Here is a 23,454-nt window from a genome sequence, read left to right as displayed (position 1 = left end):
GAAAAGGCTCTTTATCTTTGTCTCGTCGAAGATAGAGAAAAAAAACGAATCAATATGAAAAAGCAGAATTTTCTTGTCACATTGTTACTTTGTATTGCTGCAAGCATCGGAACAGTCACAGCACAAACCATACATGGAAAAGTAGTCAATACCGATGGGCAACCTGTAGATGGAGCTACCGTAGTATTGCAAACACCAGACTCCGTTTTTGTGGATGCAACCATCACCGATAAGGAAGGAAGTTTTCTCCTGAATCATACTTTAAGTCAATACCGGCTTATCATCCAGCATATTCTGTACCAGACACTACAGAAAGAAGGCCGGGGAGAAGAAGCAGGAGTCTTTGCCTTACAGCCTAAAGATTATGCTTTGGGAGAAGTAGTGGTAAAGGGAGAACGTCCTGTAGTAAAGGTCGAGGGTAGCCGGCTGAGCTACGACATGCCTCAGCTGATAAAAAACAAACTGGTGAGCAGTGCATACGACTGCATCAAAGAATTGCCTGGAGTATTGGAACAAAATGAAACACTGACACTGGCAGGAACTTCCACTCCTGTCCTTATTCTGAATGGGAAACCGTCGACGATGACGCAAGACCAGATTATTACTCTCTTAAAGGGAATGCCGGCTTCGCGCGTGGAAAAAGCTGAGGTGATGTATAGTGCACCTCCGCAACTTCACGTGCGCGGCGCGGCTATCAACATCGTACTGAAAGGGTATAAAGCCGAAGAAGGCAGCAATATACAGGGAGAAGTACACGGTGCATACCTGCAAAAAGAAAAGGCAAGCGGAGAAGGCGGATTGGCTTTGGCTTATACTTCGCAAAAGATAGATGCCGATGTGATGTATAATTTTGCAGCAAACCGACACGAACGGCAGGATTTGGACCTGATTACCAAACATACTGTACAAGGGAAAGTGTACAACATGGAACAATATATGACGGGAGCAGGAGACAAACCGTCGCATACTCTACGTACCGGCATCACTTACAAACCCAATGACAAGAATCAGCTAGGCCTGGCTTATACTTCTCAACTTAGCCCGAATGACAAACAAAACACATACACAAAGGGGAATTTGTCTGATGCCCACAGTACAAGCAGAGACGAGAGCCAGATGCACAATATTGCGCTCGATTACACGGCTTCGTTTGGCTTGAGAACCGGAGTCAACTATACTTATTTCACTTCCGACGGAGTACAAGACTTTCAAGAAATTTCAAGGGAAGGAAACGACATCCGTTTTATAAACCGTACCAACCAACGTATCGAGCGTTGGAATGTATATGCCGACCAGTCACACTCCCTCTCGAAAGGATGGACATTGAATTACGGTACGGCTCTTAACTATGTAAGCAATCGCAACCGCCAGCTTTATGAATCAGGCCAAGATATGAGCGACCGGAATACCGAAAGCGGTATTGATGAATATACCTATAATCTGTATGCCGGTTTCGACAAAAGTTTTAATCCACAATGGTCGTTGAGTGCTTCGGCTGCCGTAGAGTATTATCAAATGGAGGAATATAAAAAGTGGGCAGTCTACCCTACTCTTCAACTGAGTTACGTGTATTCACCTCAACATATCTTTCAGCTTACATTCAGTTCGGACAAAACTTATCCCGATTATTGGACGCTGAGTGGGGCAACCGGATATATGAGTAGCTACACCGAATCGCAGGGTAATATGTACTTGCGTCCGTATACAGCTTATTCTACCCAACTGAGCTATATATTAAAAAGCAAATATATTTTCCAGGTAGGCTATGACTATATGCCCGACTTTTTCCAGCAAATGCTTTATCTGGACTCCAGCCAACTGAAAGCAATCTACAATTTCCGGAATTGGGATTACAGCAGTAAATTCAAAATAGTGAGTGTGCTTCCATTCAAGGCCGGAAACTGGCTGAACTCACAGCTTACTTTAGTAGGGATGCATATGCATGCCAAAGCTTCCGATTATTTCGATGCTCCGTTCGACCACAAAAAATGGATAGGCATTGTCAATCTAAGCAATACATTTACTCTCTCTCAAAAGCCAAACATCAAACTGGAGATTTCGGCTTTTGCACAGAGTGAAGGTCTTCAGGGAAACTACGACATCAGTCCTCTCTGGATGATGGATAGCGCTTTGCGCTGGAGTTTTGCCGGCGATAAAGCCATGCTACAACTGAAAGGAACGGATATTTTCAATGGGCTTAACCCCAAGACCACGATCCGTAGCGGCACCCAACATATCGATATGGAAGTAAGGTCGTATGCCCGGAGCCTTACACTTTCTTTCAGTTACAAATTCAACGGATACAAGAAAAAAGAAGTGAAGGATGTTGATACCTCCCGTTTCGGACATTCCTAAAAAAGCAAAGGCGTAAGACTTTCACAAGCCCTACGCCTTCTTTTCTGTTAACCTAAACTAAAACTATTCAACCACACAAATGCTGACACGGTTTTGTTCAGGAGATGAGAACGGCTGTACCGTGTCGCCTTTGTAATCAACAATTATTCTTTCCTGGCTTATGCCTGCCTCCTTCAATGCTTTGGCAACTGCCTCATTGTTATTGAAATCACTTTTTATTCCAAAAGATATTATTAAATTCACTATATTTGCTTAGTCATTTATTCTCAATAATTCACATTATACAATGATAGAAAAACAATGGTATAAAGTAGGGGGATATTCATTTTGCATTACGACAGATTCTGCTCCTCATTTACTCGACGAACTTACAAACTGTCATCCATTCCGAATTTCTGAAGAAGAGGCAAATTCAGAATCTGAAAGCATCTTTTGCTTAAACATTAAAGAATCCATACAAAAACCTACATTTACAGGAAAATTCATTGTTCAGTTCGAAGGAGAAGGAATCTATCTTGATTTATACGAATCTGAAAATGGCGACCAGGTGTTTGCTATTTCTATGCAAAAACATTCTATTGCCCTATTAAAACTGGAACAAGCTTCTTTGCAGGCATCACTTATACTGGCAGCAGGGCTCAACCTGCAACAAAAGGCTTTTGCCATAAACAATACGCTCATGCTACTTTACGCAATCCATACTGCTTGTAAAAATGCGTTATTGATTCATGCTTCTGTCATAGCCTGTAAAAACCATGGATATGTATTTTTAGGGAAAAGTGGAACCGGTAAGAGTACACACAGTCAGTTATGGCTGCAACACATAGAACAGAGTTATTTACTTAACGATGATAACCCCGTGATCCGATTACATGACAATGAAGTGATTGTATACGGTACTCCTTGGAGTGGAAAAACACCTTGTTATCGTAATGAAAGTATGCCTTTAGGAGGAATTGTCCGACTCAGCCAATATCCGGAGAATAAAATTGAACGTCTGACTGGTGCTGCAGCCTATGCAGCTATAGCACCTTCCGCTTCAGCCATTCGCTGGAAACAGGAATATGCAGAAGGTTTACACTCTACCCTATCCAAAATAGTTTCTCATATTGGTATCTATCATTTACAATGCCGTCCGGATAAAGAAGCCGCACTGTTATGTTATGAGACTATCAGCAAGTAAAATAAAATATGACAAACAAAATCATTGTTCCAAACGTTATTCTTTTGTCTGAGGTAGAACGAATGCTAAAAGAAGGCAAGCAAGTCACACTCCGTGCAAAGGGTAATAGCATGCTGCCATTTATCCGAAATGGACGAGACAGCGTTATGCTGACAGGGAAATTTCAATTACAAAAAGGAGACATTGTGTTGGCCAAGACCAATCAGGGGACTTTCGTTTTACATCGTATCATCCGGCTCGATGAACAAACCATCACTTTAATGGGAGACGGAAATCTGAGGGGAACAGAAACATGTGAAAGAAAAGATGTTTTTGGAAAAGTTACCGCAATTTTAAGAAATGGGAAAACGATAAACCCATATAATCCATGGAATTCCTGGAAATCGGTTTGTTGGATTAAACTTCTTCCTCTCAGAAGATATTTATTGGCAATATATCGCCGACTATAAACACAAAAAAATAAAAACATATAAATTAAATAGTATAATGAGAATTAAAGAAGGATTTGTATTACGGGAAATCGCAGGAGAAAAAATCGTTTCAGGAGAGGGCATTAATCAAATCAACTTCAATAAGATGATGACTTTAAATCCTACGGCTGCCTATCTTTGGGAAAATATACTTGGTAAAGAGTTTGATAATGAAATGCTGGCTGCACTTTTAGTAGAAAAATATGATGTGGATTATGACACTGCATTAAAAGATGCTACTGCATTATCGCAAAAATGGATACAAGCAGAGATTGTCTGCGAATAATCTACAAAAGACATGGAGCAATCTGTCACACAGCTTTTCGCACTTATCCGCAGTGGATTATGGAAAGAGCAACCGAATTTTAATCTATTCGGCAACGATACGAATTGGAACGAAGTATTTCAACTTGCCCAAAAGCAAACTGTATTAGGCTTCGTGATAGACGGACTGTCTATGCTACCAATAGCATTGCAACCCAACAAAGGTATGCAAATAAAAGCTCATTCCCTTCAGATACGCACCACGCAGCACCATCATCTGCTAAACGATGTAATCAGTGAATTATCGTCTCGTCTGAAAAAAGAAGGCATACATTCTGTGCTACTGAAAGGACAGGGACTGGCTCAAAATTATCCTGACCCTTTCAAACGGGCCTGCGGCGACATTGATTTGTATGTAGGAAACCATAATTATAAAAAGACCTGCCAGTTACTCAAACAATGGGGGATGCTGAAGGGAGAAGCGGAAGAAAGCAGCCACCATCTTCATTTCTTTTATAGAGAAGTACCTATCGAAATACATCGTATTGCAGGTATTCTTTATGGTTTGTTCCGAAACAAACGTTTTCGTAAATGGAGTGATACTCTCCTTCAGGGTGAGGAATGTCGCTCTTGTAGTCTTGGAGGAGAAGCGGTATACCTTCCACCTATACGATTCGACGCCATGTTTATTTTTTATCACATGTACCGTCATCTGATTACAGGAGGAGTAGGACTTCGTCAGCTTTGCGACTGTGTGATGTATTTACACAGATTCAAGGATGAAATCAATCGTAATCTTCTACACGAAGATTTATGCCGTATGGGATTGATGCGTATATGGAAAATCTTCGGATGTATTGCAGTACATCACCTTGGTTTGCCCAAAGAAGAGTTTCCATTCTATTCAGATACTGCAGAGACTAAGGAATTATCTGAATTTCTACTTGAAGAGGTCATTTTACGCAATGGAAACTTTGGACATTATAACCCCGACAAACAAGCACGCCCGAAAGGTTACCTTGCCGGAAAGTTGTTCTCTTTACGAAACACACTGCTGTATCTAAGAAAAATGCAACGGATATTTGGCAGTGAGACACTAAATTTCCTTCTCTTCTATATTTATAAAGGAATAAGCAATATTTTGCATGATACAATTTACGGAAAGAAAAAGAAATAAAACAAGTTACCCAATCTTCCGATTGACCTTATCATTTACAAAGGGATATCGTCAGCCTCTCTTCTTCTGTATCCTTACCGGAATATTGAAGGTTATCCTCGGTTTGCTGTTCATCTGGCTCTGTAAACAAATTATAGATATTGCTGTTGCAGAAAAAACAGGCAGCATATGGTTATATTCTATCCTACTTATAGCAACCTTACTGGCAGAAATTATCACCAACGCTCTTCAAGGAAACCTGACAACTAAAAACGAAGCTGCCATGAGAAACAATCTGCGCCAGCAGTTGTTCTCACAAACTTTAAATAGTCGATGGAATGGTTCAGAACGGCATCATACAGGAGAAATTATGAATAGGCTAGAAGAAGACATCCGTGTGGTAACCGACGCATGGTGCAATCTGATACCTTCTACTATTACAGCTGTTCTTCAAGCCTTCGGCGCTTTTTTATTTTTATCTATTCTGTCGCCTACTTTGGCATGGCTGATTGTTGGAATTTTACCTTTAGCCCTAATCTTTATCAAGTTGTTTGGAAAAAGACTGAAATCACTCACAGAAGATATCCGTAGAACAGATGGGAGAATCCAAGCTATCATGCAGGAAAGTTTGCAAAAAAGAGTAATCCTTCTTAGCTTGTTACGCACACAAGCAACCGAAGAAAATTTAAAAAGAGAGCAAGATATTCTATACAAAAAAATCCTGAAAAGAAACCGTTTTACCATTACAAGCCGTTCTCTGATGGCAGCAGGGTTTGGGGGTGGATATCTGACAGCTTTTTTATGGGGAGCTGTACAACTGCAACGAGGAATGGTTACATTTGGTATGGTTACAGCCTTTCTTCAACTTGTAGGACAGCTACAACGTCCCGTAGCCGACCTAAGCCGCCGTATTCCCGGACTGATACATGCCATGGCTTCTGTATCCCGACTAAGAGATTTGATTATACTTGAAAGGGAAAGCAAAGTACAAGATAAGTGTATTGCTCAGGCAATCCAATTATGCGGTATCCGTTTAGAGGATGTTTCATTTTCATATCCGCAGGCTACACGACAGATATTACACCGTTTCACTCACGACTTTACACCGGGTAGTATGACCGCTATTATGGGAGAAACAGGGGTGGGTAAAAGCACGCTGACCCGACTTATATTAGGGCTTCTTCAGCCTCAACAAGGCAGTATTAAGTTCTACGACCTCCAACAGAGAGTGTATATAGCTTCACCATCTACCCGACGCTCCATCTTGTATGTACCGCAAGGAAACAGCCTAATGAGTGGAACTATACGTGAAAATTTATTGGCTGGCAACGATAAGGCCACTGAGCAGCAAATGTACGAAGCATTGTACGATGCTGCCGCTGAATTTGTAACGGAGTTACCCGATAAACTGGAAACTCGATGCGGAGAGGGAGGAGCCGGACTCAGCGAAGGACAGGCACAGCGTATAGCTATTGCCCGTGCTTTGCTGAGCGAAGGAAAAATCATGCTCCTCGATGAATTCAGTTCTGCACTTGATGCTATAACCGAACAACGGCTGATGCAACGATTGCAACAATACCGAAAAGAAAAAACCATCCTGATAGTTACACACAAACAGGAGGTAGCTGATTTATGCGAAGAAACTGTCCGGTTAAAAAGAGTCTGATTTCAATACAGGAAAAGCAGGAGTCTTTATCTCTACTTTCTTCCAATGGGCTGGACAAACAGACTGTATCCGTTCCACACCTCCTTTTGCAGCTACATTCCATCCGGCAAAACCATAAATGAGTGCTTGTAGCACTCCTCCCGCTCCGGTAAGGAAATAAGGGTTGGTACCACCTTTTGTTTCCGCCATTACCCGGAAAGGAGGAAGCAAATAAGGCTCATATGCCTCCCGGAACCAATATCCTGCTTTTTTCTGATCTCCCAAACGGGCATATAACAAAGCAAAGACAGCCTGTGTCATGGCAGGAGTACCTGCATCAGGCACTTTCTGACTGTAATATTCCAAATCAAGTTTAATTTGTACAGAGTCGGTAATCAACTTCAACGGATAGGCAAGCAAATTAACATCTGCCTGCTTGATATGCTGTCCCTTATATGAGTCATGCTCCCGAGTTACTCCATTTTTCATTTTCGTAAATACCAGACGCGAAGCAATATGTTGCCATGCTGTATCGGCAGGAAGTCCTAACTCCTGAGCTGCACGAGCCGCATATTCCAAATTCAAGCGGGCTACCGCATTCGTAAATGCATTGTTGTCTACATTCTCTGCCCATTCATCGGCACATACCACATTTTTTATTTCATAGCGTCCTTCCTTATGCACCACCCTGCTCTTCCAAAAACAGGCAGTCTGCTCCAATAATGGCCATCCTTTTTCACGCAGCCATTCTTTATCCTTTGTAACCAGATAATATTGCCATGCAGCCCAAGCTACATCAGCTGTAATATGATGCTCGTAAGGTCCGGACAACGAACTTACAGGAGTTTCTTCAGCACCTGTGACTGCACTCTCCCAGGGAAACATTGCACCGTCATACCCGAGAAGAGCTGCATTTCTCCGTGCTTCCCCCAAACGGTCTACACGATATTCCAGCAATTCTTTTGCCAAATCGGGATGAAGAGCAAGCAATACCGGATACATCCACATTTCTGTATCCCAGAACACATGTCCGGTATACCCTTGTCCTGTCAGTCCCATAGGAGACAGTGAATAACCTGTTCCCTTACGCACCGATGCATACAGATGATACAGCATATTGTGCACATCCTGTTGTACCTGCTTATCACCTTCTACCACAATATCACCTTCCCATAATTTTTTCCACTCACGGTTGTGTGCCTCTATCAATGCCTCTCTTCCCTGAAGTGCAATATATACCGACATTCGTTCAGCAGCATTATAAGGGTCGGCAATATGCATAGAAGAGAGCAGTGTACCTACCAGCGAAAAAGTATACTCTTCGTCTTTCTGTAAATGACGGGTAAACTGCATAAGATGAGAATCTGTATGTCGCATTTCATGAATAACACGAGGTTCCTCGCCTTTCTTTTCAGGAAAAATAAAACTATTGCTTGCCACTACCGTTGTCTTCCCCGAAGGAGTCTGGGCTACCGTTGTAAGCAAAGGGATATAAGCATGAGGGGGATTCACCTCATTAAAATAGTTCCGGTTGTCACGATAGGCAGCCGGAGTCTGTACGATATTTTCTGCAACAATTGCAGTTTTACGAAGAGCTTTCACTGTAACATCCAACATTACCGAATGAGGTAAATGGCGCAAGGCATAATACGTATAATGCACTGTGGCCACATCCTTAAAACGGAAAGAACCGGTTAATGTCCCATTACGCATATCCAGACATTGGATATAATGAGATATGTTTGCAGGTGAAAGTTCCTCCCATCCGATAAGCAAACGAAGATCCAACAAGTTGAAAGCAGAAATTCGCCCGGAAATACGTCCTGGCCCATACGAATCATATAAACCAGCCAATACCACTTCTTTCAACTTCAGCGGCTCGGGAGAAGAAACAAGTCCAATCATACCGTTTCCAGAGGTTACTCCATAGTACTGAGTCCGGTCAATACTATCTGCCCGAAGCAGCCAACGGTCTTGTGCCGTAGCCGAAGCCAGACACAAGACCGTTGTCAACAAATAAAAAGCAAAACGTTTCATTATAATTCTTTAATACTGATTGCTACACCGCCACTAGGTGCCAAACGTTGTTTCAAAACAGTTTTACTGCTCACCTTTTTGGTTGAAATTACATAGTCTTTAGGATTGGTACGCCAATCAGCTTTCTTTCCATCTGCATAGATAGTAGCCTGATACTTCTTTCCTGCAGGCAAGAAGCTCAAGTCAATTACCGCTTCACGAGCATTCTCGTCTGTAATACCACCAATATACCACTCATTCTTTCCTTTTGCTTTACGGGCAATCGTGATATAATCACCCGGTTCTGCTTCAAGAATATATGTATGATCCCAGTCCACAGCTACATCTTTTATAAACTGGAAAGCATCCAAATGCTTTTCGTAGTTCTGATACAAGTCTGCAGCCATCTGAAGCGGACTATACATAGTCACATAAAGAGCAAGCTGTTTGGTAAGCGTACTGCTGAGTTTATTATTCTTCGAACCACCATAAGTAGACAAGTCTCCTTCGAAGATACCTGGAGTATAATCCATCGGCCCACCCATCAGTCGGGTAAACGGCAAGATAGTAGTATGGTCGGGAGTAATACCATTGAATGATTCAAATTCTGTTCCACGTGCAGATTCCTGTGCAATCCAGTTCGGATAAGTACGACACATACCGGTAGGACGCACTGCCTCATGCGAATTGACCATAATCCGATAACGCGCAGCCGTTTCTGCCACATAATTGTAGTGGTTCACCATCCACTGTCCATCATGATGCTCACTGCGTGGAATCATTTTTCCTACATAGCCAGTCTTCACTGCATCATATCCATTGTCTTTCATAAAACGGAACGCATCCTGCAACTGACGTTCATAATCTGCCACCGAAGAGGTTGTTTCGTGATGCATGATAATCTTTACCCCTTTCGATGCTGCATAACGATTCAGCTCTTTCACATCGAAATCAGGATATGCTTTTGTAAAGCTATAAATTCGCTCTTTACCAAAAGCCCAGTTGTCTTCCCAACCTTCATTCCATCCTTCTACCAGTACTGCATCAAATCCGTGCTTTGCGGCAAAATCAATGTATTCTTTCACATGGGCAGTATTGGCTCCATGATGTCCGTTCGGCTTTAATGTAGTATAATCAGTCTTTCCTATGATGATGTCCTGATTATCGGTATAAGCCCACGAAGAGTTCGTTCCGATAAAATACTCCCACCAAACTCCTACATACTTGGTTGGCTTAATCCATGAAGTATCTTCTATCTTACACGGCTCATTCAAGTTCAGAATCAAGTTAGATGCCAGAATATCACGTGCATCATCGCTCACTACCACCGTACGCCATGGACTTGTTGTACCAGTTTGGATAAATCCTCTAAATCCGTTACGGTCTGGAGTAAGATGAGCACTCATGCGGAAAGTCTTGTCATCCAAATTCAAACACATAGCTGGATAATCCACCAGCGCAGCTTCATGAATATTTACATAGAGTCCCTCATCTGTCTTCATCATCAACGGTGTCTGCACTGCCAGTTCTTTAGGAGGAGCCTGAGCCGCAAGCGGTTCTTTCAATACAGCATCTTTCAAGCCTGCCACCTCCGACAAACGAGATGTAGTTACCGGATACTCATTTGAATCGTAGTCAGCCGGAATCCAGAATGCTTTATGATCTCCTGCCAGACTGAATTCTGTATTTTCCTGCATAATGATAAAATGACGCAATTCTTTTTGTACCGGGAATTCATATCGGAATCCCAAACCGTCATCGAACAGACGGAAACGAATATTCAACAGCCAACCAGTTTTTTTCTGACGTAAGGCTACAAACATTTCCTTATGATTATCACGAATCTCCTTGTTTTGTCCCCACACTGTTTCCCATGTGGTATCCGACTCTGCAAACTTAGTATCAACTATTTCAAAATCTTGATTGAATTGATAATCCGGATGCAAGACAAACCCCATCTTACTTTCTTTAATAACCGGCTTGCCTTTATAATCCAAAGAGTAAACTGGGGTTTCTGTACCCGACAAGTGAAAATCTAATACCAGATTGCCATCTGGTGACTTCAAGGTTTGTGCCCATGCACTTCCTGTAGCAAATAGACTTAAAGCTAATGATAAAATAAAATGTCTCATGTGTATTGTTTAATAGATAGATGTGCGAATATAATAATTTTCAATATAGTTTTTGTCCTACAATTTGAAGTATTTTACCTGAAGCATAGAGTTCATTCTCCTTATTACAAAAAAGAATTCCAGGAAAGCACATAAACCTAGAAATGAAAAATACTTATACTCTTTCTCCTTATATCGTAGTTTACAAGAATAAACCATATAATAAAATGATAAAAATATATTGTTTTTCGATAAAATATTTATGTTTTTCTTTTATAATTAAAAAATAAGACATACATTTGTATATCGAAAAACGATAAATATTTATCGAAGAAACGAATTATAACATTAAACACAACACACACATGAAAACAATCGTATTGAAATCTGTATTCGTAATGGCGTTTGGCGCCATGAGTTTTACTACTGTTCATGCCGAACCTCAAGGCACATTTATCTATGGCGAAGATGAACACACACTGTTAGTATCGACCTTAAACCAGGATGGTAAGACACTGACTCCATGCATCAAATACGAATACAAGCGAAACACAGACGGAGCAATTACAGAAAAAAAAGCGTACCGTTGGGATCAATACTGCCAGCAATGGCAACCAGCCTACCTGCTAACGGTAGAAGACGGTCCCAGCACTACCATCTTGACTTATGTAGAATGGAACAGAAAGAAGAAGAGTTTTACCGAAAACGAACAGCAATATATTTACTATTCAGACTCAAACGATATCTTATTAGCAGTCACAGTCACAACGCAAGAAACACAATTTACTTACACGACCTTTTAACAACAGATTTAATTCACACATAAAAATAGTACAATTATGGGACGCACTATCAAACTTGCATTGTATTTTATCGGCTATCAGTTAGCCTTCGCTTTCGTAGGGATGTTCATCTATGTACTTTCTCTGTACGTTAGTACCGGTACATTGGAGATACCGGAAGCAACCACTCCTACCTTTATCACGGTTACGCTCATCTCCGGAATTGTATCCACTCTGGCCATGGCCGCACACATCTTAGGATGGAAATATGTAGAACTTAACAGAGAAACATTCTCCGTATATTCTTACAGACTATTAGTGGCAAGTTGTGTATTTGTCATCGGCATGGGTATGTGGACCAGTTACCTTAGCGAATGGATTACCACCCCTTCCGAAGAATTTATCCGGACCATGAAAATTATGATGGGTAATCCTTTAGGGGTAATCAGTGTGGTCATCCTGGCACCAATAGTGGAAGAGTTGGTCTTTCGAGGCGCCATCATGGGACATCTGCTGAAAACAGGTAAAAGCCCAGCTTTCGCTATCCTCGTTTCTTCTCTGGTCTTTGGCATTGTACATGGCAATCTGGAACAAGCGCCCTTTGCCTTTATTCTCGGACTGGCACTGGGATGGGTATATTACCGCACAGGAAGCCTTTTGCCCAGCATTTGCATGCATTTCGTAAACAACGGACTGACTACTGTCAACTATTACTTGTCTGATAATCCATTTGCCAGTATGCAAGAAGAGATGGGACTGGCAGGAGCTACCTTATATGCAATAGGAGGAATTTTAATCAGCCTTGCCTGCATCTTTTACATCCGCAAAAAGCTGGTACCACAACCGGCCAATTGGAAAGAAGAATCCAAAGAATCTGTTTTACCTCAAGAAGTATAAACCATGTAAATTTACCGACCTATGAAACGTATTAGTCTTTTAGGAATATTGACTATCCTCATCATTATTGGAGAGTTCATATTCAGTCTGCCAGATATGAGCAAAGAATTTCAAGAAGGCTTCAACGACGGATATGAACAAAATAAAATAGTAATGGCAGAAAATGGAACTGTCAAGAAGATAGAACATTTCCATCGGGTATCAGTAGAGGTCACACCGATAGAAAGTATCCCAGCCGACACCTTACAGGCTGCCGTACCCTATCAGACCTCGCAAATAGAATGCTACATTGAACCTTCCACCAGCTTCCTGATTTTCAGTCCCACCATTCTGATAGGCCTCCTCGCTGTTCTGTACGGAATGTACAGCCTGATACGTCTGCTCATCCGCATCTCACGCAAGGATGTGTTCTCACGCAAAAACATCTGGTGGCTGCGATGGTTCACCTATTCATACACCGGATTTTGCGCAATTTTAGGCTTGCTTAATCTTATGTTGGAACAGAGCGCACTCCAGCAAATCAATATACCGGGATATACCGTCGATGGAATAACCAGTCTCGGAATCGACTGGGGTACACTGGCAGTCATGATTCTACTCACCGAAATCTTCGCAGTGGGCGTCAAACTGAAAGAAGAACAAGACTTAACTATATAATATAAAGTTCAAAAGATATGCCTATTATAGTCAACCTTGATGTGATGATGGCCAAACGTAAGATTTCGTTGGGCGAACTGGCCGAACGGATTGAGCTGACACCGGCCAACCTGTCCATTCTTAAAACCGGAAAAGCCAAAGCCATCCGCTTTTCCACACTCGAAGCCATTTGTCGGGAACTCAATTGCCAGCCTGGCGATATTCTTGAATATCAGCCCGACGAGGAGTAAACAAAGAAAGATACGGATAAATAGCGTATAATCCGCTAATTATCCGTATCTTTGCCATTGAATTAGATTTTTGAAATAGATGAAAACATTTGAAGAACTCGGCGTTTCACCCGAGATACGGAAAGCAATCGAAGAAATGGGATATGAAAACCCCATGCCTGTACAAGAAGAAGTGATCCCGTATCTGCTGGGCAACCGCAATGACGTAGTGGCTCTGGCACAAACCGGAACCGGAAAAACAGCCGCATTTGGTCTGCCGCTGATACAAAAGATTAACGTAAGCAAACGAGTACCACAAGCATTGGTACTTTGTCCTACCCGTGAACTCTGCCTGCAGATAGCAGGAGACTTAACTGACTACTCCAAGTATATTACCGACCTGAAGATATTACCCGTATATGGCGGCTCTTCTATCGACAGCCAGATACGCAGTCTGAAAAAGGGTGTACACATTATTGTGGCTACCCCAGGACGTCTTATCGACCTGATGGAAAGAAAAGTAGCTCATCTGGAAACCATTGCAGACGTCGTAATGGACGAAGCAGACGAGATGCTGAATATGGGATTTACAGACAGCATCAATGCCATCCTCGAACAGGTACCAGAAGACCGCAATACCTTAATGTTCTCGGCTACCATGAGTCCGGAAATTGCACGTATTGCAAAAACTTATCTGCATAACGCCAAGGAAATAACCATTGGTACAAAAAACGAGGGTAGCAAAAACGTACATCACATTGCGTATACCGTACATGCAAAAGACAAGTATCTGGCGCTGAAACGTGTGGTAGACTTTTATCCACAGATCTACGGTATTATTTTCTGCCGTACCCGTAAAGAGACTCAGGAAATAGCCGATAAATTGATTCAAGACGGATACAATGCCGACTCGTTGCATGGAGAACTGAGTCAGGTACAACGCGACCTGGTAATGCAGAAGTTCCGCCAGCGTCATTTACAATTGCTGGTTGCTACCGATGTGGCTGCACGCGGACTGGATGTAAACGACCTGACACATGTAATCAACTATGGCTTACCTGATGATACCGAAAGCTACACACACCGTAGCGGACGTACCGGACGTGCAGGAAAGACGGGTGTTTCTATTGCCATCATCAATCTCCGTGAAAAAGGAAAGATGCGCGAAATAGAACGTATCATCAATAAAAAGTTTACCATAGGTACACTTCCTTCCGGAAAGGAAATCTGCGAACAGCAGCTTATCAAGGTAATCGACGACATTGAAAAAGTAAAGGTAGACGAAGAAGAGATTGAAACATTCTTACCCAACATTTACCGCAAACTGGAATGGTTGAGTAAAGAAGACCTTATCAAGCGTGTGGTTTCAATGGAATTCAACCGCTTCCTCGATTACTATAAGAATGCTCCGGAAATAGAGCAGCCTAAAGGAAACGACAAGAAAGAAACTGCAAAGGAACGGAAAGACAGAGGCTCCGACCGTGAAAAGACTGCACGCAAGGCAGAAAAAGGATATACCCGTCTGTTTTTGAATTTAGGAAAGACCGACGGATTCTATGCCAATCAGATTATAGAATTGGTAAACCGTAACCTAAAGAAACAACGTATTCAGATTGGCCGTATCGATTTGATGCAGAACTTTTCTTTCTTCGAAATCATAGAAGCACAAGCACCTATGGTAATTAAAGCTTTGAACAAGGTAAGCCTCAACGGACGCAAGGTCATTGTAGAAGTTGCCGGAGAGAATACCGGAAAAAGCGACAAAAGCGGAAAGAAGAAAGGTAAAACTGAAAAGAAAACAAGTAAACCCAGCCGGGAAGAACGGGGATATACTGCAGCACGCGGTCCAAAAAGAAAAGACGACTGGAAACAGTTTTTCCAAGACGACAATGCTCCAAAGGGTGAAGACCTTGGCTTCGAAGAAGAAGGATGGGCACGTCGTAAACGTAAAAAATAAGCATCATAGATAAACAAAAAAGAAGGTGTGTCTGACAGATCGGCCAATTGGCTTATCATGTTGACACACCTTCTTTGTATTTTCAGTTCAAAGACTACCCTAAAATGTACAGGTTATTCTACAATCAGTCTTAACTTATCTGTACCGGTACGCGCTTTTAACCAACTGCGCATTTTTTCTTTCTCTGCCATACTCAGTTCTCTGTCACAATCAATAAAGGCAAAAGTCAGCGTATCCATACGGGTACTATCAACTTGGAGCTGCAAACCTTTCGACACAGAAACCGTACGTACAGAAGGGAATAAAACTTTCATTTCCTGCCCCATCTTTTCATCCAACAAATTGGCACCAGAATAGGCTGACAATTCCCCACGGAGCGAATCAATCTCATGTTTCTGGCGAAGCAGTTGTTGTTCATTATTCTTATACAAGTCTTCCATCACCATCGACTTGATGTTGCTGATATCCATTCCGGTATTATTTACTCCCTGGAATACAACCAGGTTCGTATTCTTCAGTTTATATTGTTCCAACTTCAGGCGCAAAGCAGCCAACTGGTCCTCTGGAATTTCTTTTCCTACCAATACAACTTTTATTTCCCGCTTGGGATAAGACACTTCTCTACTCAATACCTGCGATTCCGGATACTGTAATTCTGCACTAATGAAATGATTTGCAGCACTTACATATAACGTCTCGCGCACAATACTATATGTAAGATAAATAGCCGGACACATCGTAGCAATTGCAATCCCCACAATGTAGCGTTTCACTAACTTTTCCCTTGCCTTATCTACAAACTCCTTTCGCTGGAAATGCATGACACGTACCCCAATGAAAGTAGCCAGACTAATGAACACGGAGTTGATAAAATACAAATAAAATGCACCAAGGAAATAAAGCAGATTGCCTGTTGCCAGCCCGAAACCTGCTGTACAAAGCGGAGGCATCAAAGCAGTAGCAATAGCCACACCTGGAATCACATTTCCTTTTTCTTTTGTTGCCAGTGCCACAATCCCAGCCAAACCACCGACCAAAGCTATAAATACATCGTAAATGGTAGGTGAAGTACGGGCCAACAATTCCGACTGTACCTCGTCCAGCGGAGTAAAAGAAAAATAAATAGTAGCAGTAGTCACACTAAACAGAGTGGCTACCAGATAACTCTTGAGTGAACGCTTCATCAATTCAAAGTCGTTCAGCCCCACAGAGAGTCCGACTCCCATAATCGGCCCCATCAGAGGAGAAATCAGCATGGCACCGATAATTACTGCTGTTGAGTTCACATTCAAGCCCAAAGAAGCAATGAAGGTAGCAAAAATCAAGACCCATAGATTGGTTCCCTTAAACTCAACTCCACTACGGATGGCATGGACCGTAATTTGCTCATCTTCTTTACTGCGATTCAAATCCAAATACTCATGGAAGAACTTACGAAGAAGGAACTTTCTGTCTTTTCTAACTTTCATCATGTTATTTCTTTATCAAACGGTTTAACACTGGAATATTCCGTACAGGCAAATCCTTTTTTAATACATAACCCACAAACACAATCAGCAAGCCAGTACGGAACGCCAAGCGGAAAAACAGATTTTCTATTATCACATATTGCGACAAGAAAAACAATACTCCTGCTAACAGCAAATACAAAAACATGCTATGCAGCGGATAATGCACCGGATATTTCTTCTGACCGATTACATACGACAATAAAGTGATTACGCCATAACCGGCTACCGAAGCCCAGGCAGAAGCTACATAGCCATAAAGCGGAACCAGCCAGATGTTCATCAGAAGCAAAATAGCACATCCGATAAGAGAGAAATAAGCTCCCCATCGTGTCTCATCGGTCAGTTTATACCAGAAAGAAAGATTGAAGTAAATACCTTTCAATATTTCTGCCAACATCACAATAGCTACCACACTCAGCCCTTCCCAATAGTCGCGTGCTACCATGTACTTCAACACATCCATATAACACATCACAGCCAGAAAGGCCAGCAAAGAGAAAATAAAGAAGTACTTCATAGCCGATGCATATACCTTCCTGTTGTCTGCGTCCTTATTCTTACCGAATACAAAAGGCTCATAAGCATAACGAAATGCCTGAGTAAACATAGCCATTACCATAGCTACTTTACTGGTAGCACTATAAATACCCAATTGCACCAATCCTTCCTGACGATCGTCGAACAGGAACGGATAAATCATCTTATCAATGGTCTGATTCAGGATTCCTACCACTCCGAAAATCAATATAGGAAACGAATATGATATCATCCGTTTCATCAGGACTCTATCCATACGATAAGAGAATCCACGCAGTTCGGGAATAAAGAAAAACATCTGTACAGCCGACATAATCAGGTTGGATACAAAGATATATCCCACCAGATAATCCGGATTATAAAACCACGAAACAGTACTTGGTGCATGCTGAGCCAGATACGGGCAAAGCAGCAAAAAGAACAGATTCAGACCAATGTTTCCTATGATATTGAAAAGTTTGATGGCAGCAAACTTAATCGGGCGCTTCTTGTAACGTAAATACGCAAACGGAATACACTGAAAAGAATCCAATGCCACTACCACTATCATCATTCCTACATAATCGGGATGATCGGGATATTCCAGAAAAGAGGAAATGGGATGCAGGGAAAGCATACACAAGGTTACAAAACACAAGGAAAGCCCTCCTACAAACAGTAACGAATTAGCATATACTTTCTCCGGTTGCTCGTCCTGCTTGTTGGCAAAGCGGAAAAAACCGGTCTCCATGCCAAAAGTCAACAGCACCAGAATCAGAGCTGTATAAGCATATACATTCGATACCACTCCGTATCCTCCCGATGCTGCCGGAAGCACGGCTGTATAAAGCGGTACCAACAGATAATTGAGGAAACGGCCTACAATACTACTCAGACCATAAATAGCCGTATCTTTAGCCAATGATTTCAGTCCAGCCATAACATTTAATCAAATAAAGTTCGCTCTGTCTGATACAAGTTCTTTCCCAAATGCCGGTAAGCCAGTTCGGTTACTTCTCTTCCGCGTGGCGTACGTTTCAGGAAACCTTCCTTAATAAGAAAAGGCTCGTACACTTCTTCCAGTGTACCGGGATCCTCTCCCAATGCCGTAGCAATGGTAGTCAGTCCTACAGGTCCTCCCTTGAACTTGTCGATAATCGTACAGAGTATCTTGTTGTCTATTTCATCCAGACCATAACGGTCTATATTCAATGCCTCCAACGCATAACGGGCAATCTCTACATCAATGCGCCCCGAGCCTTTTACCTGCGCAAAGTCGCGTACACGGCGCAACAGTGCATTGGCTATACGTGGGGTACCCCGGCTACGCGAAGCAATCTCTCCTGCCGCATCCACATCGCAAGGAACTCCTAAAATACCAGCCGAACGCAAGATGATGCGCGAAAGTACAGAGTCGTCGTAATACTCCAGATGCAGATTGATACCAAAACGGGCGCGAAGAGGAGCTGTAAGCAATCCGCTTCGGGTAGTAGCTCCCACAAGAGTAAACGGATTCAGATCGATTTGAATACTCCGGGCAGAGGGGCCTTTGTCTATCATAATATCAATACGATAGTCTTCCATTGCCGAATACAGATATTCTTCCACAACCGGACTGAGACGATGTATCTCATCAATAAACAAGACATCGTTCGGTTCCAGACTGGTCAGTACTCCAGCCAGATCGCCGGGCTTATCAAGTACCGGACCGGAAGTGACCTTAAAGCCTACCCCCAACTCGTTGGCAATAATGTTACTCAATGTAGTTTTTCCCAGACCGGGAGGACCATGCAGCAACACATGATCCAGTGCCTCGGCACGAAGCCGCGCTGCCTTCACGAAGATACGCAGATTGTCTACCACTTTGTCCTGCCCGCTGAAGTCGCCAAACTGAAGCGGACGCAAGGCGTTTTCGAAATCGCGTTCTTTGCCGGAAGGTCTATAATCACGTATATCAAATTGTTCTTCCATGTATCTCTACTGTTACTCTAAGTATTTAGTATTTTCAAACAAATTCAGTCGTATACTTATGAGAACAAAAGTACAAATAAAAGAAGAATGAAGTACGAAAAACTCGTATCTTTGTTGAAATAACTAACTCAAACAAAGGTATGACAGCATATACAACTACCCGCCTTGTATTCTTCTCCCCTACACACACTTCAGCCCGCATTGCACGCGCTATAGGTGAAGGTATCGGTATGGGACGACGAATAGAAACCGATTTGACACTGGATGAAGAGGATACACCGATTCATGTAGAAAACGAACTGACCGTTATTGCAGCCCCCGTATACGGAGGACGCATTGCTCCGGTTGCTCTACAACGCATCAAACGACTCAAAGCGCAACATTCTCCGGCCATTTTGGTAGCCGTATACGGAAATCGCGACTATGAGGATGCATTACTCGAACTGCACAATACGGCCGTCGAACTTGGTTTTACTCCATTATCGGGTGCCGCCTTCATCGGAGAGCACAGTTACAGTACTCCCGACATGCCTGTGGCAGCAGGACGTCCCGATAGTTCCGATATTCAGAAAGCGTTTCTGTTCGGACAAGACAGTCTGAAAAAACTGGAAAATCATCCGGAGCTCCCGGCACTGACAGTCAAAGGAAACTTTCCATACAAGGAATTCTCTCCGCGTAACTCCAGTGTGCCGGAATGTACCGACGCCTGTTGTGCCTGTGGCATCTGTATTGAAGTATGTCCTACTCATGCCATCCGACTCAATGACGGAGGCGATGCAATAGAAACCGATGCAGAACGATGCCTCAAATGTTGTGCCTGCGTAAAAGAATGTCCTAACGGAGCACGTACTTACAACACTCCGTTTACACAGATACTGCACGAAAAATTCAGTGCCAGAAGAGAGCCCGAAATATTCTTATAAACTACATACAATGAAAGAGAAAGACAAGCGAGTATTAGTAGGCATGAGCGGCGGAATAGACAGTTCTGCCGTATGCATCATGCTACAGGAGCAAGGATACGAAGTGGTAGGAGTTACCATGCGTACATGGGATATTCCCTCTCATTTCTCCACGCCCGGACAATCACAGCCCGACGAAGTGCTGGAAGCACAAGCCTTAGCTGCCCGCTTGGGCATCGAACACCATGTAGCCGATGTACGGAAGGAATTCAAGGATGTAATCGTGAAATATTTCATCGATGAGTATATGAGCGGACGTACCCCTAATCCGTGTGTCATGTGTAACCCGCTTTTCAAGGAACGTATTCTTTGCGAATGGGCAGACCGCACAGACTGTGCGTGGATTGCTACCGGACATTACTGCCAACTGAAAGATATAAACGGAGCACGCTACATTGTAACGGGCGACGATTCTACAAAAGATCAGTCCTACTTCCTATGGAAACTGCCACAGGATATCTTGAAACGCATGATGTTTCCACTGGGAGGAATGACCAAGACCGAAGTCCGTGCCTATCTGGCCTCCAAAGGTTTTGAAGCAAAAGCCAAAGGGGGTGAAAGTATGGAAATCTGTTTTATCGATAAAGACTATCGGGAGTTTCTGAAGGAACACTGTCCGGACATCGACGAACGGATTGGTGCAGGATGGTTTGTAGACAGTAAGGGGCTGAAGCTGGGACAGCACAAAGGATTTGCCTATTATACCATCGGACAACGGAAAGGACTGGAGATTGCATTGGGCAAGCCGGCGTATGTACTAAAAATAAATCCGGCCAAAAATACAGTCATGCTGGGAGATGCCGACCAACTGAAAGCAGAATACATGCTGGTAGAGCAGGTAAATGTAATCTGTATGGAGGAACTGCTCCGGTGCAAGGAGCTTTCCGTACGTATCCGCTACCGGAGCCGGCCTATTCCCTGTCAGGTAGCCTTACTGGACAACGGACAATTGCTGGTAAAATTTGAAGGAGAAGCCTCAGCCATTACTCCCGGACAGTCGGCCGTATTCTACGAAGGCAACCGTGTATTGGGTGGAGGATTCATTGCCTTCCAGCAGGCCATCAAGAAAATAGCGGCAGAGAATCAGGAAAAATTCAACCGATAAACCGCTTGCTGCCCGTTCCGGTTGTTGCAAAAGCCATATAAAAAAGGCGTCCCACTACAATGGTACGACCGTCTCATTGCAAGGAGACACTCGTTTCATTGCAGTGGGACGGTCGTTTCATTATAATGAGACGCTCTTTGTCACTTATTCTTATAAGCCTCAGCAAAAGCTTTCGATACCGAATTGTTCACACTCTTGCACACATCGGCACTAAAATCTTTTCCACACTGTATAATAGCATCCCAGTCGGCTTCTGTCAGTTCTGCCAAATCGTTCCGGCGAATCCGGTTTTTCAACAAGCCGAATACCACTCCAGCGTTGAAATTATCTCCGGCACCGATTGTACTCACTGCCTGCAGAGGCTCTACCGGATAATTCTTCGTAACCTGTCTGGTCCGCAGACAAATATCCTTGTCGGCATCTGTACAGATAAAGTTCTGGCAATAGAACGCTACATGTTTACGATAAACAGCATCGGCCTCGGCCAATCCGAACATATTCTGAAAATCTTCTGTCGAACCACGCAGAATGTCGGCATACTCGAAGTTCTCCAAAATAGTAGGCATCAGCTTGATGGCTTCATTGCGGTGAGTACTACGGAAATTCACATCATAATAGATAATTGCTCCGGCTTTATGGGCCTGCTCCAGCAATTCCACTACTTTATCGCGCAATACCGGAGTAATTGCAAAATAGGAACCTATCATGATAATGTCGTCTGCCGTAATTTCCGGCATCTTTACTTCCAGGCGCTGACGCGGATAGTCTTTGTAAAAAATATATTCTGCATCATTTCGCTCGTTCAGAAAAGCGAGTGAAACCGGCGACTTTCCCTCGGGAAATACATTGACATGTTCTGTACTTACCCCATTGTCGCGCATATTCTGCAAAATCATTTCTCCTACACGGTCGTTTCCTGTTTCGCTGATGAACATTACATTGACTCCCATACGCCCTAATGAAATGGCCGCATTGTATACCGAACCTCCCGGTACTGCTGCCTGAGGCTGGTTGTCGCGGAACAAAATATCGAGGATGGTTTCTCCTATACCGATTACTCTTCTCATCTATCTGTTATTTGCTAAGTTCACGAGAACGTTCTCCCAAATATCCGCCATGATGACGTTTACTGTATTCTTCGATAGTGAAGTGAGTCTGCTTCATGGTTTCTACCACCAGAATATCACCAATTACAGTCATTACCGTAGTCGAAGTGGTAGGTGTCATGCCCAGCACACAAACTTCATCCGGATGTCCGGTAGCCAGACAAATATCAGCAGCCTGAGCCAAAGGACTATCAGGATTTCCGGTGATGACAATCTTCTTCAAAGCCGGATTCAGACGAGCTGCCAATTGTGTCAGTTCCACGATTTCACGGGTCTTTCCTGAGTTTGAAATAAGCAGCAGCAAATCGTTCTCCTGCAGGATACCCAAATCGCCATGCTGCGCTTCGCTTGGATGTAAAAAGACTGCCGGAATACCTGTAGAGCAGAATGTAGTAGCAATATTCATAGCTATCTGTCCGGCTTTTCCCATACCACTGGTCACCAGCTTTCCATGTTTATGATGTACTTGCTCTACAATCAAAGCAACCGCTTTTTCATATCCGTCTGTTACCGGAATATTCAGTACAGCCTGTGCTTCACGCTGCAATAGTTCGTTAATAGATGAAATCATATTATATCTT

Annotated in this window: 20 protein-coding genes and 1 pseudogene; 13 read left to right on the top strand and 8 right to left on the bottom strand. The window is 42.9% G+C overall.

The features are described from left to right. Window positions 1-54 precede the first annotated feature (54 nt). Window positions 55-2,355 carry an outer membrane beta-barrel family protein gene (locus tag WKU26_RS03460; protein WP_340320929.1) on the top strand — a complete coding sequence of 767 codons (2,301 nt, stop codon included), beginning with the start codon at window positions 55-57 and terminating at the stop codon, window positions 2,353-2,355. A 63-nt stretch (window positions 2,356-2,418) separates the two neighbouring features. Here WKU26_RS03460 and WKU26_RS03455 read toward each other — a convergent pair. Beyond that, window positions 2,419-2,544, bottom strand: a pseudogene (locus WKU26_RS03455) (OmpA family protein); the annotation flags it as partial. A gap of 97 nt (window positions 2,545-2,641) precedes the next feature. On the opposite strand from WKU26_RS03455, the gene WKU26_RS03450 reads away from it, so the two are divergent. Genes WKU26_RS03450 through WKU26_RS03430 form a run of 5 tightly spaced genes read left to right on the top strand, consistent with a single transcriptional unit; the run spans window position 2,642 to window position 7,094 of the window. Continuing rightward, window positions 2,642-3,538: a hypothetical protein gene (locus tag WKU26_RS03450; protein ID WP_340320928.1), complete on the top strand. Its 897-nt coding sequence runs from the start codon at window positions 2,642-2,644 to the stop codon at window positions 3,536-3,538. A gap of 8 nt (window positions 3,539-3,546) precedes the next feature. Continuing rightward, on the top strand, window positions 3,547-3,987 hold the full coding sequence (locus WKU26_RS03445) for a S24/S26 family peptidase (protein WP_340320927.1): 441 nt from the start codon (window positions 3,547-3,549) through the stop codon (window positions 3,985-3,987). 37 nt (window positions 3,988-4,024) lie between these two features. Then, window positions 4,025-4,294 (top strand): PqqD family protein, encoded by a 270-nt coding sequence (locus WKU26_RS03440; protein WP_340320926.1) that lies wholly within the window; start codon window positions 4,025-4,027, stop codon window positions 4,292-4,294. Window positions 4,295-4,306: 12 nt separating this feature from the next. Further along, the gene (locus WKU26_RS03435; protein ID WP_340320925.1) at window positions 4,307-5,449 is read left to right on the top strand and encodes a nucleotidyltransferase family protein; all 1,143 of its coding nucleotides are present in this window, start codon (window positions 4,307-4,309) and stop codon (window positions 5,447-5,449) included. Next, entirely contained in the window at window positions 5,418-7,094 is a 1,677-nt protein-coding gene (locus WKU26_RS03430; protein ID WP_340320924.1) for an ABC transporter ATP-binding protein, read from the top strand. Before WKU26_RS03435 ends, WKU26_RS03430 begins: the two co-directional genes overlap by 32 nt. On the opposite strand, the gene WKU26_RS03425 is transcribed toward WKU26_RS03430, so the two are convergent. Then, the gene (locus tag WKU26_RS03425) at window positions 7,080-9,110 is read right to left on the bottom strand and encodes a glycoside hydrolase family 65 protein (protein ID WP_340320923.1); all 2,031 of its coding nucleotides are present in this window, start codon (window positions 9,108-9,110) and stop codon (window positions 7,080-7,082) included. The genes WKU26_RS03430 and WKU26_RS03425 overlap by 15 nt on opposite strands. After that, a complete protein-coding gene (locus WKU26_RS03420; RefSeq protein WP_340320922.1) occupies window positions 9,110-11,221 on the bottom strand; it encodes a glycoside hydrolase family 97 protein in 2,112 nt (703 codons plus the stop codon). The genes WKU26_RS03425 and WKU26_RS03420 overlap by 1 nt, the downstream gene beginning before the upstream one ends. 344 nt (window positions 11,222-11,565) lie before the next feature. Between WKU26_RS03420 and WKU26_RS03415 the strand changes: the two genes are divergently transcribed. The 5 genes from WKU26_RS03415 (at window position 11,566) to WKU26_RS03395 (ending at window position 15,702) form a co-directional block, all read left to right on the top strand. Then, window positions 11,566-12,003 carry a DUF3836 domain-containing protein gene (locus tag WKU26_RS03415; RefSeq protein WP_340320921.1) on the top strand — a complete coding sequence of 146 codons (438 nt, stop codon included), beginning with the start codon at window positions 11,566-11,568 and terminating at the stop codon, window positions 12,001-12,003. A 36-nt stretch (window positions 12,004-12,039) separates the two neighbouring features. Continuing rightward, the gene (locus tag WKU26_RS03410) at window positions 12,040-12,879 is read left to right on the top strand and encodes a CPBP family intramembrane glutamic endopeptidase (RefSeq protein WP_340320920.1); all 840 of its coding nucleotides are present in this window, start codon (window positions 12,040-12,042) and stop codon (window positions 12,877-12,879) included. Window positions 12,880-12,900: 21 nt separating this feature from the next. Continuing rightward, entirely contained in the window at window positions 12,901-13,536 is a 636-nt protein-coding gene (locus WKU26_RS03405; RefSeq protein ID WP_340320919.1) for a DUF2975 domain-containing protein, read from the top strand. Between the two features lie 17 nt (window positions 13,537-13,553). Beyond that, window positions 13,554-13,766 carry a helix-turn-helix domain-containing protein gene (locus WKU26_RS03400; protein WP_340320918.1) on the top strand — a complete coding sequence of 71 codons (213 nt, stop codon included), beginning with the start codon at window positions 13,554-13,556 and terminating at the stop codon, window positions 13,764-13,766. Window positions 13,767-13,845: 79 nt separating this feature from the next. After that, a complete protein-coding gene (locus WKU26_RS03395) occupies window positions 13,846-15,702 on the top strand; it encodes a DEAD/DEAH box helicase (protein WP_340320917.1) in 1,857 nt (618 codons plus the stop codon). Between the two features lie 113 nt (window positions 15,703-15,815). Here WKU26_RS03395 and WKU26_RS03390 read toward each other — a convergent pair whose 3' ends face one another. The 3 genes from WKU26_RS03390 to ruvB are packed head-to-tail and all read right to left on the bottom strand — an operon-like array spanning window position 15,816 to window position 19,700. Continuing rightward, complete coding sequence (locus tag WKU26_RS03390; protein WP_445323207.1) at window positions 15,816-17,171, bottom strand: TIGR00341 family protein; 1,356 nt, start codon at window positions 17,169-17,171, stop codon at window positions 15,816-15,818. A 4-nt stretch (window positions 17,172-17,175) separates the two neighbouring features. After that, window positions 17,176-18,669: a lipopolysaccharide biosynthesis protein gene (locus WKU26_RS03385; protein WP_340320915.1), complete on the bottom strand. Its 1,494-nt coding sequence runs from the start codon at window positions 18,667-18,669 to the stop codon at window positions 17,176-17,178. Between the two features lie 5 nt (window positions 18,670-18,674). Further along, window positions 18,675-19,700 (bottom strand): Holliday junction branch migration DNA helicase RuvB, encoded by a 1,026-nt coding sequence (gene ruvB / locus WKU26_RS03380; protein ID WP_178267340.1) that lies wholly within the window; start codon window positions 19,698-19,700, stop codon window positions 18,675-18,677. A 140-nt stretch (window positions 19,701-19,840) separates the two neighbouring features. Here ruvB and WKU26_RS03375 point away from each other — a divergent pair, with 140 nt between their 5' ends. Both WKU26_RS03375 and mnmA read left to right on the top strand, forming a co-directional pair. Then, entirely contained in the window at window positions 19,841-20,623 is a 783-nt protein-coding gene (locus WKU26_RS03375; protein WP_340320914.1) for a 4Fe-4S binding protein, read from the top strand. A gap of 10 nt (window positions 20,624-20,633) precedes the next feature. Then, window positions 20,634-21,767, top strand: a complete 1,134-nt coding sequence (mnmA, locus tag WKU26_RS03370) for a tRNA 2-thiouridine(34) synthase MnmA (RefSeq protein WP_340320913.1) — start codon at window positions 20,634-20,636, stop codon at window positions 21,765-21,767. A 140-nt stretch (window positions 21,768-21,907) separates the two neighbouring features. Here mnmA and WKU26_RS03365 read toward each other — a convergent pair whose 3' ends face one another. Continuing rightward, the gene (locus WKU26_RS03365) at window positions 21,908-22,834 is read right to left on the bottom strand and encodes a carbohydrate kinase family protein (protein WP_178267343.1); all 927 of its coding nucleotides are present in this window, start codon (window positions 22,832-22,834) and stop codon (window positions 21,908-21,910) included. Between the two features lie 7 nt (window positions 22,835-22,841). Continuing rightward, complete coding sequence (locus WKU26_RS03360; RefSeq protein WP_178267344.1) at window positions 22,842-23,444, bottom strand: SIS domain-containing protein; 603 nt, start codon at window positions 23,442-23,444, stop codon at window positions 22,842-22,844. Window positions 23,445-23,454 lie beyond the last annotated feature (10 nt).

Source organism: Phocaeicola sp. HCN-40430 (genome assembly GCF_037890285.1).
Taxonomy (GTDB): Bacteria; Bacteroidota; Bacteroidia; order Bacteroidales; family Bacteroidaceae; genus Phocaeicola; species Phocaeicola acetigenes.
Note: the sequence above shows the minus strand (reverse complement) of the source record. Positions and strands in the feature narration are given on the sequence as shown.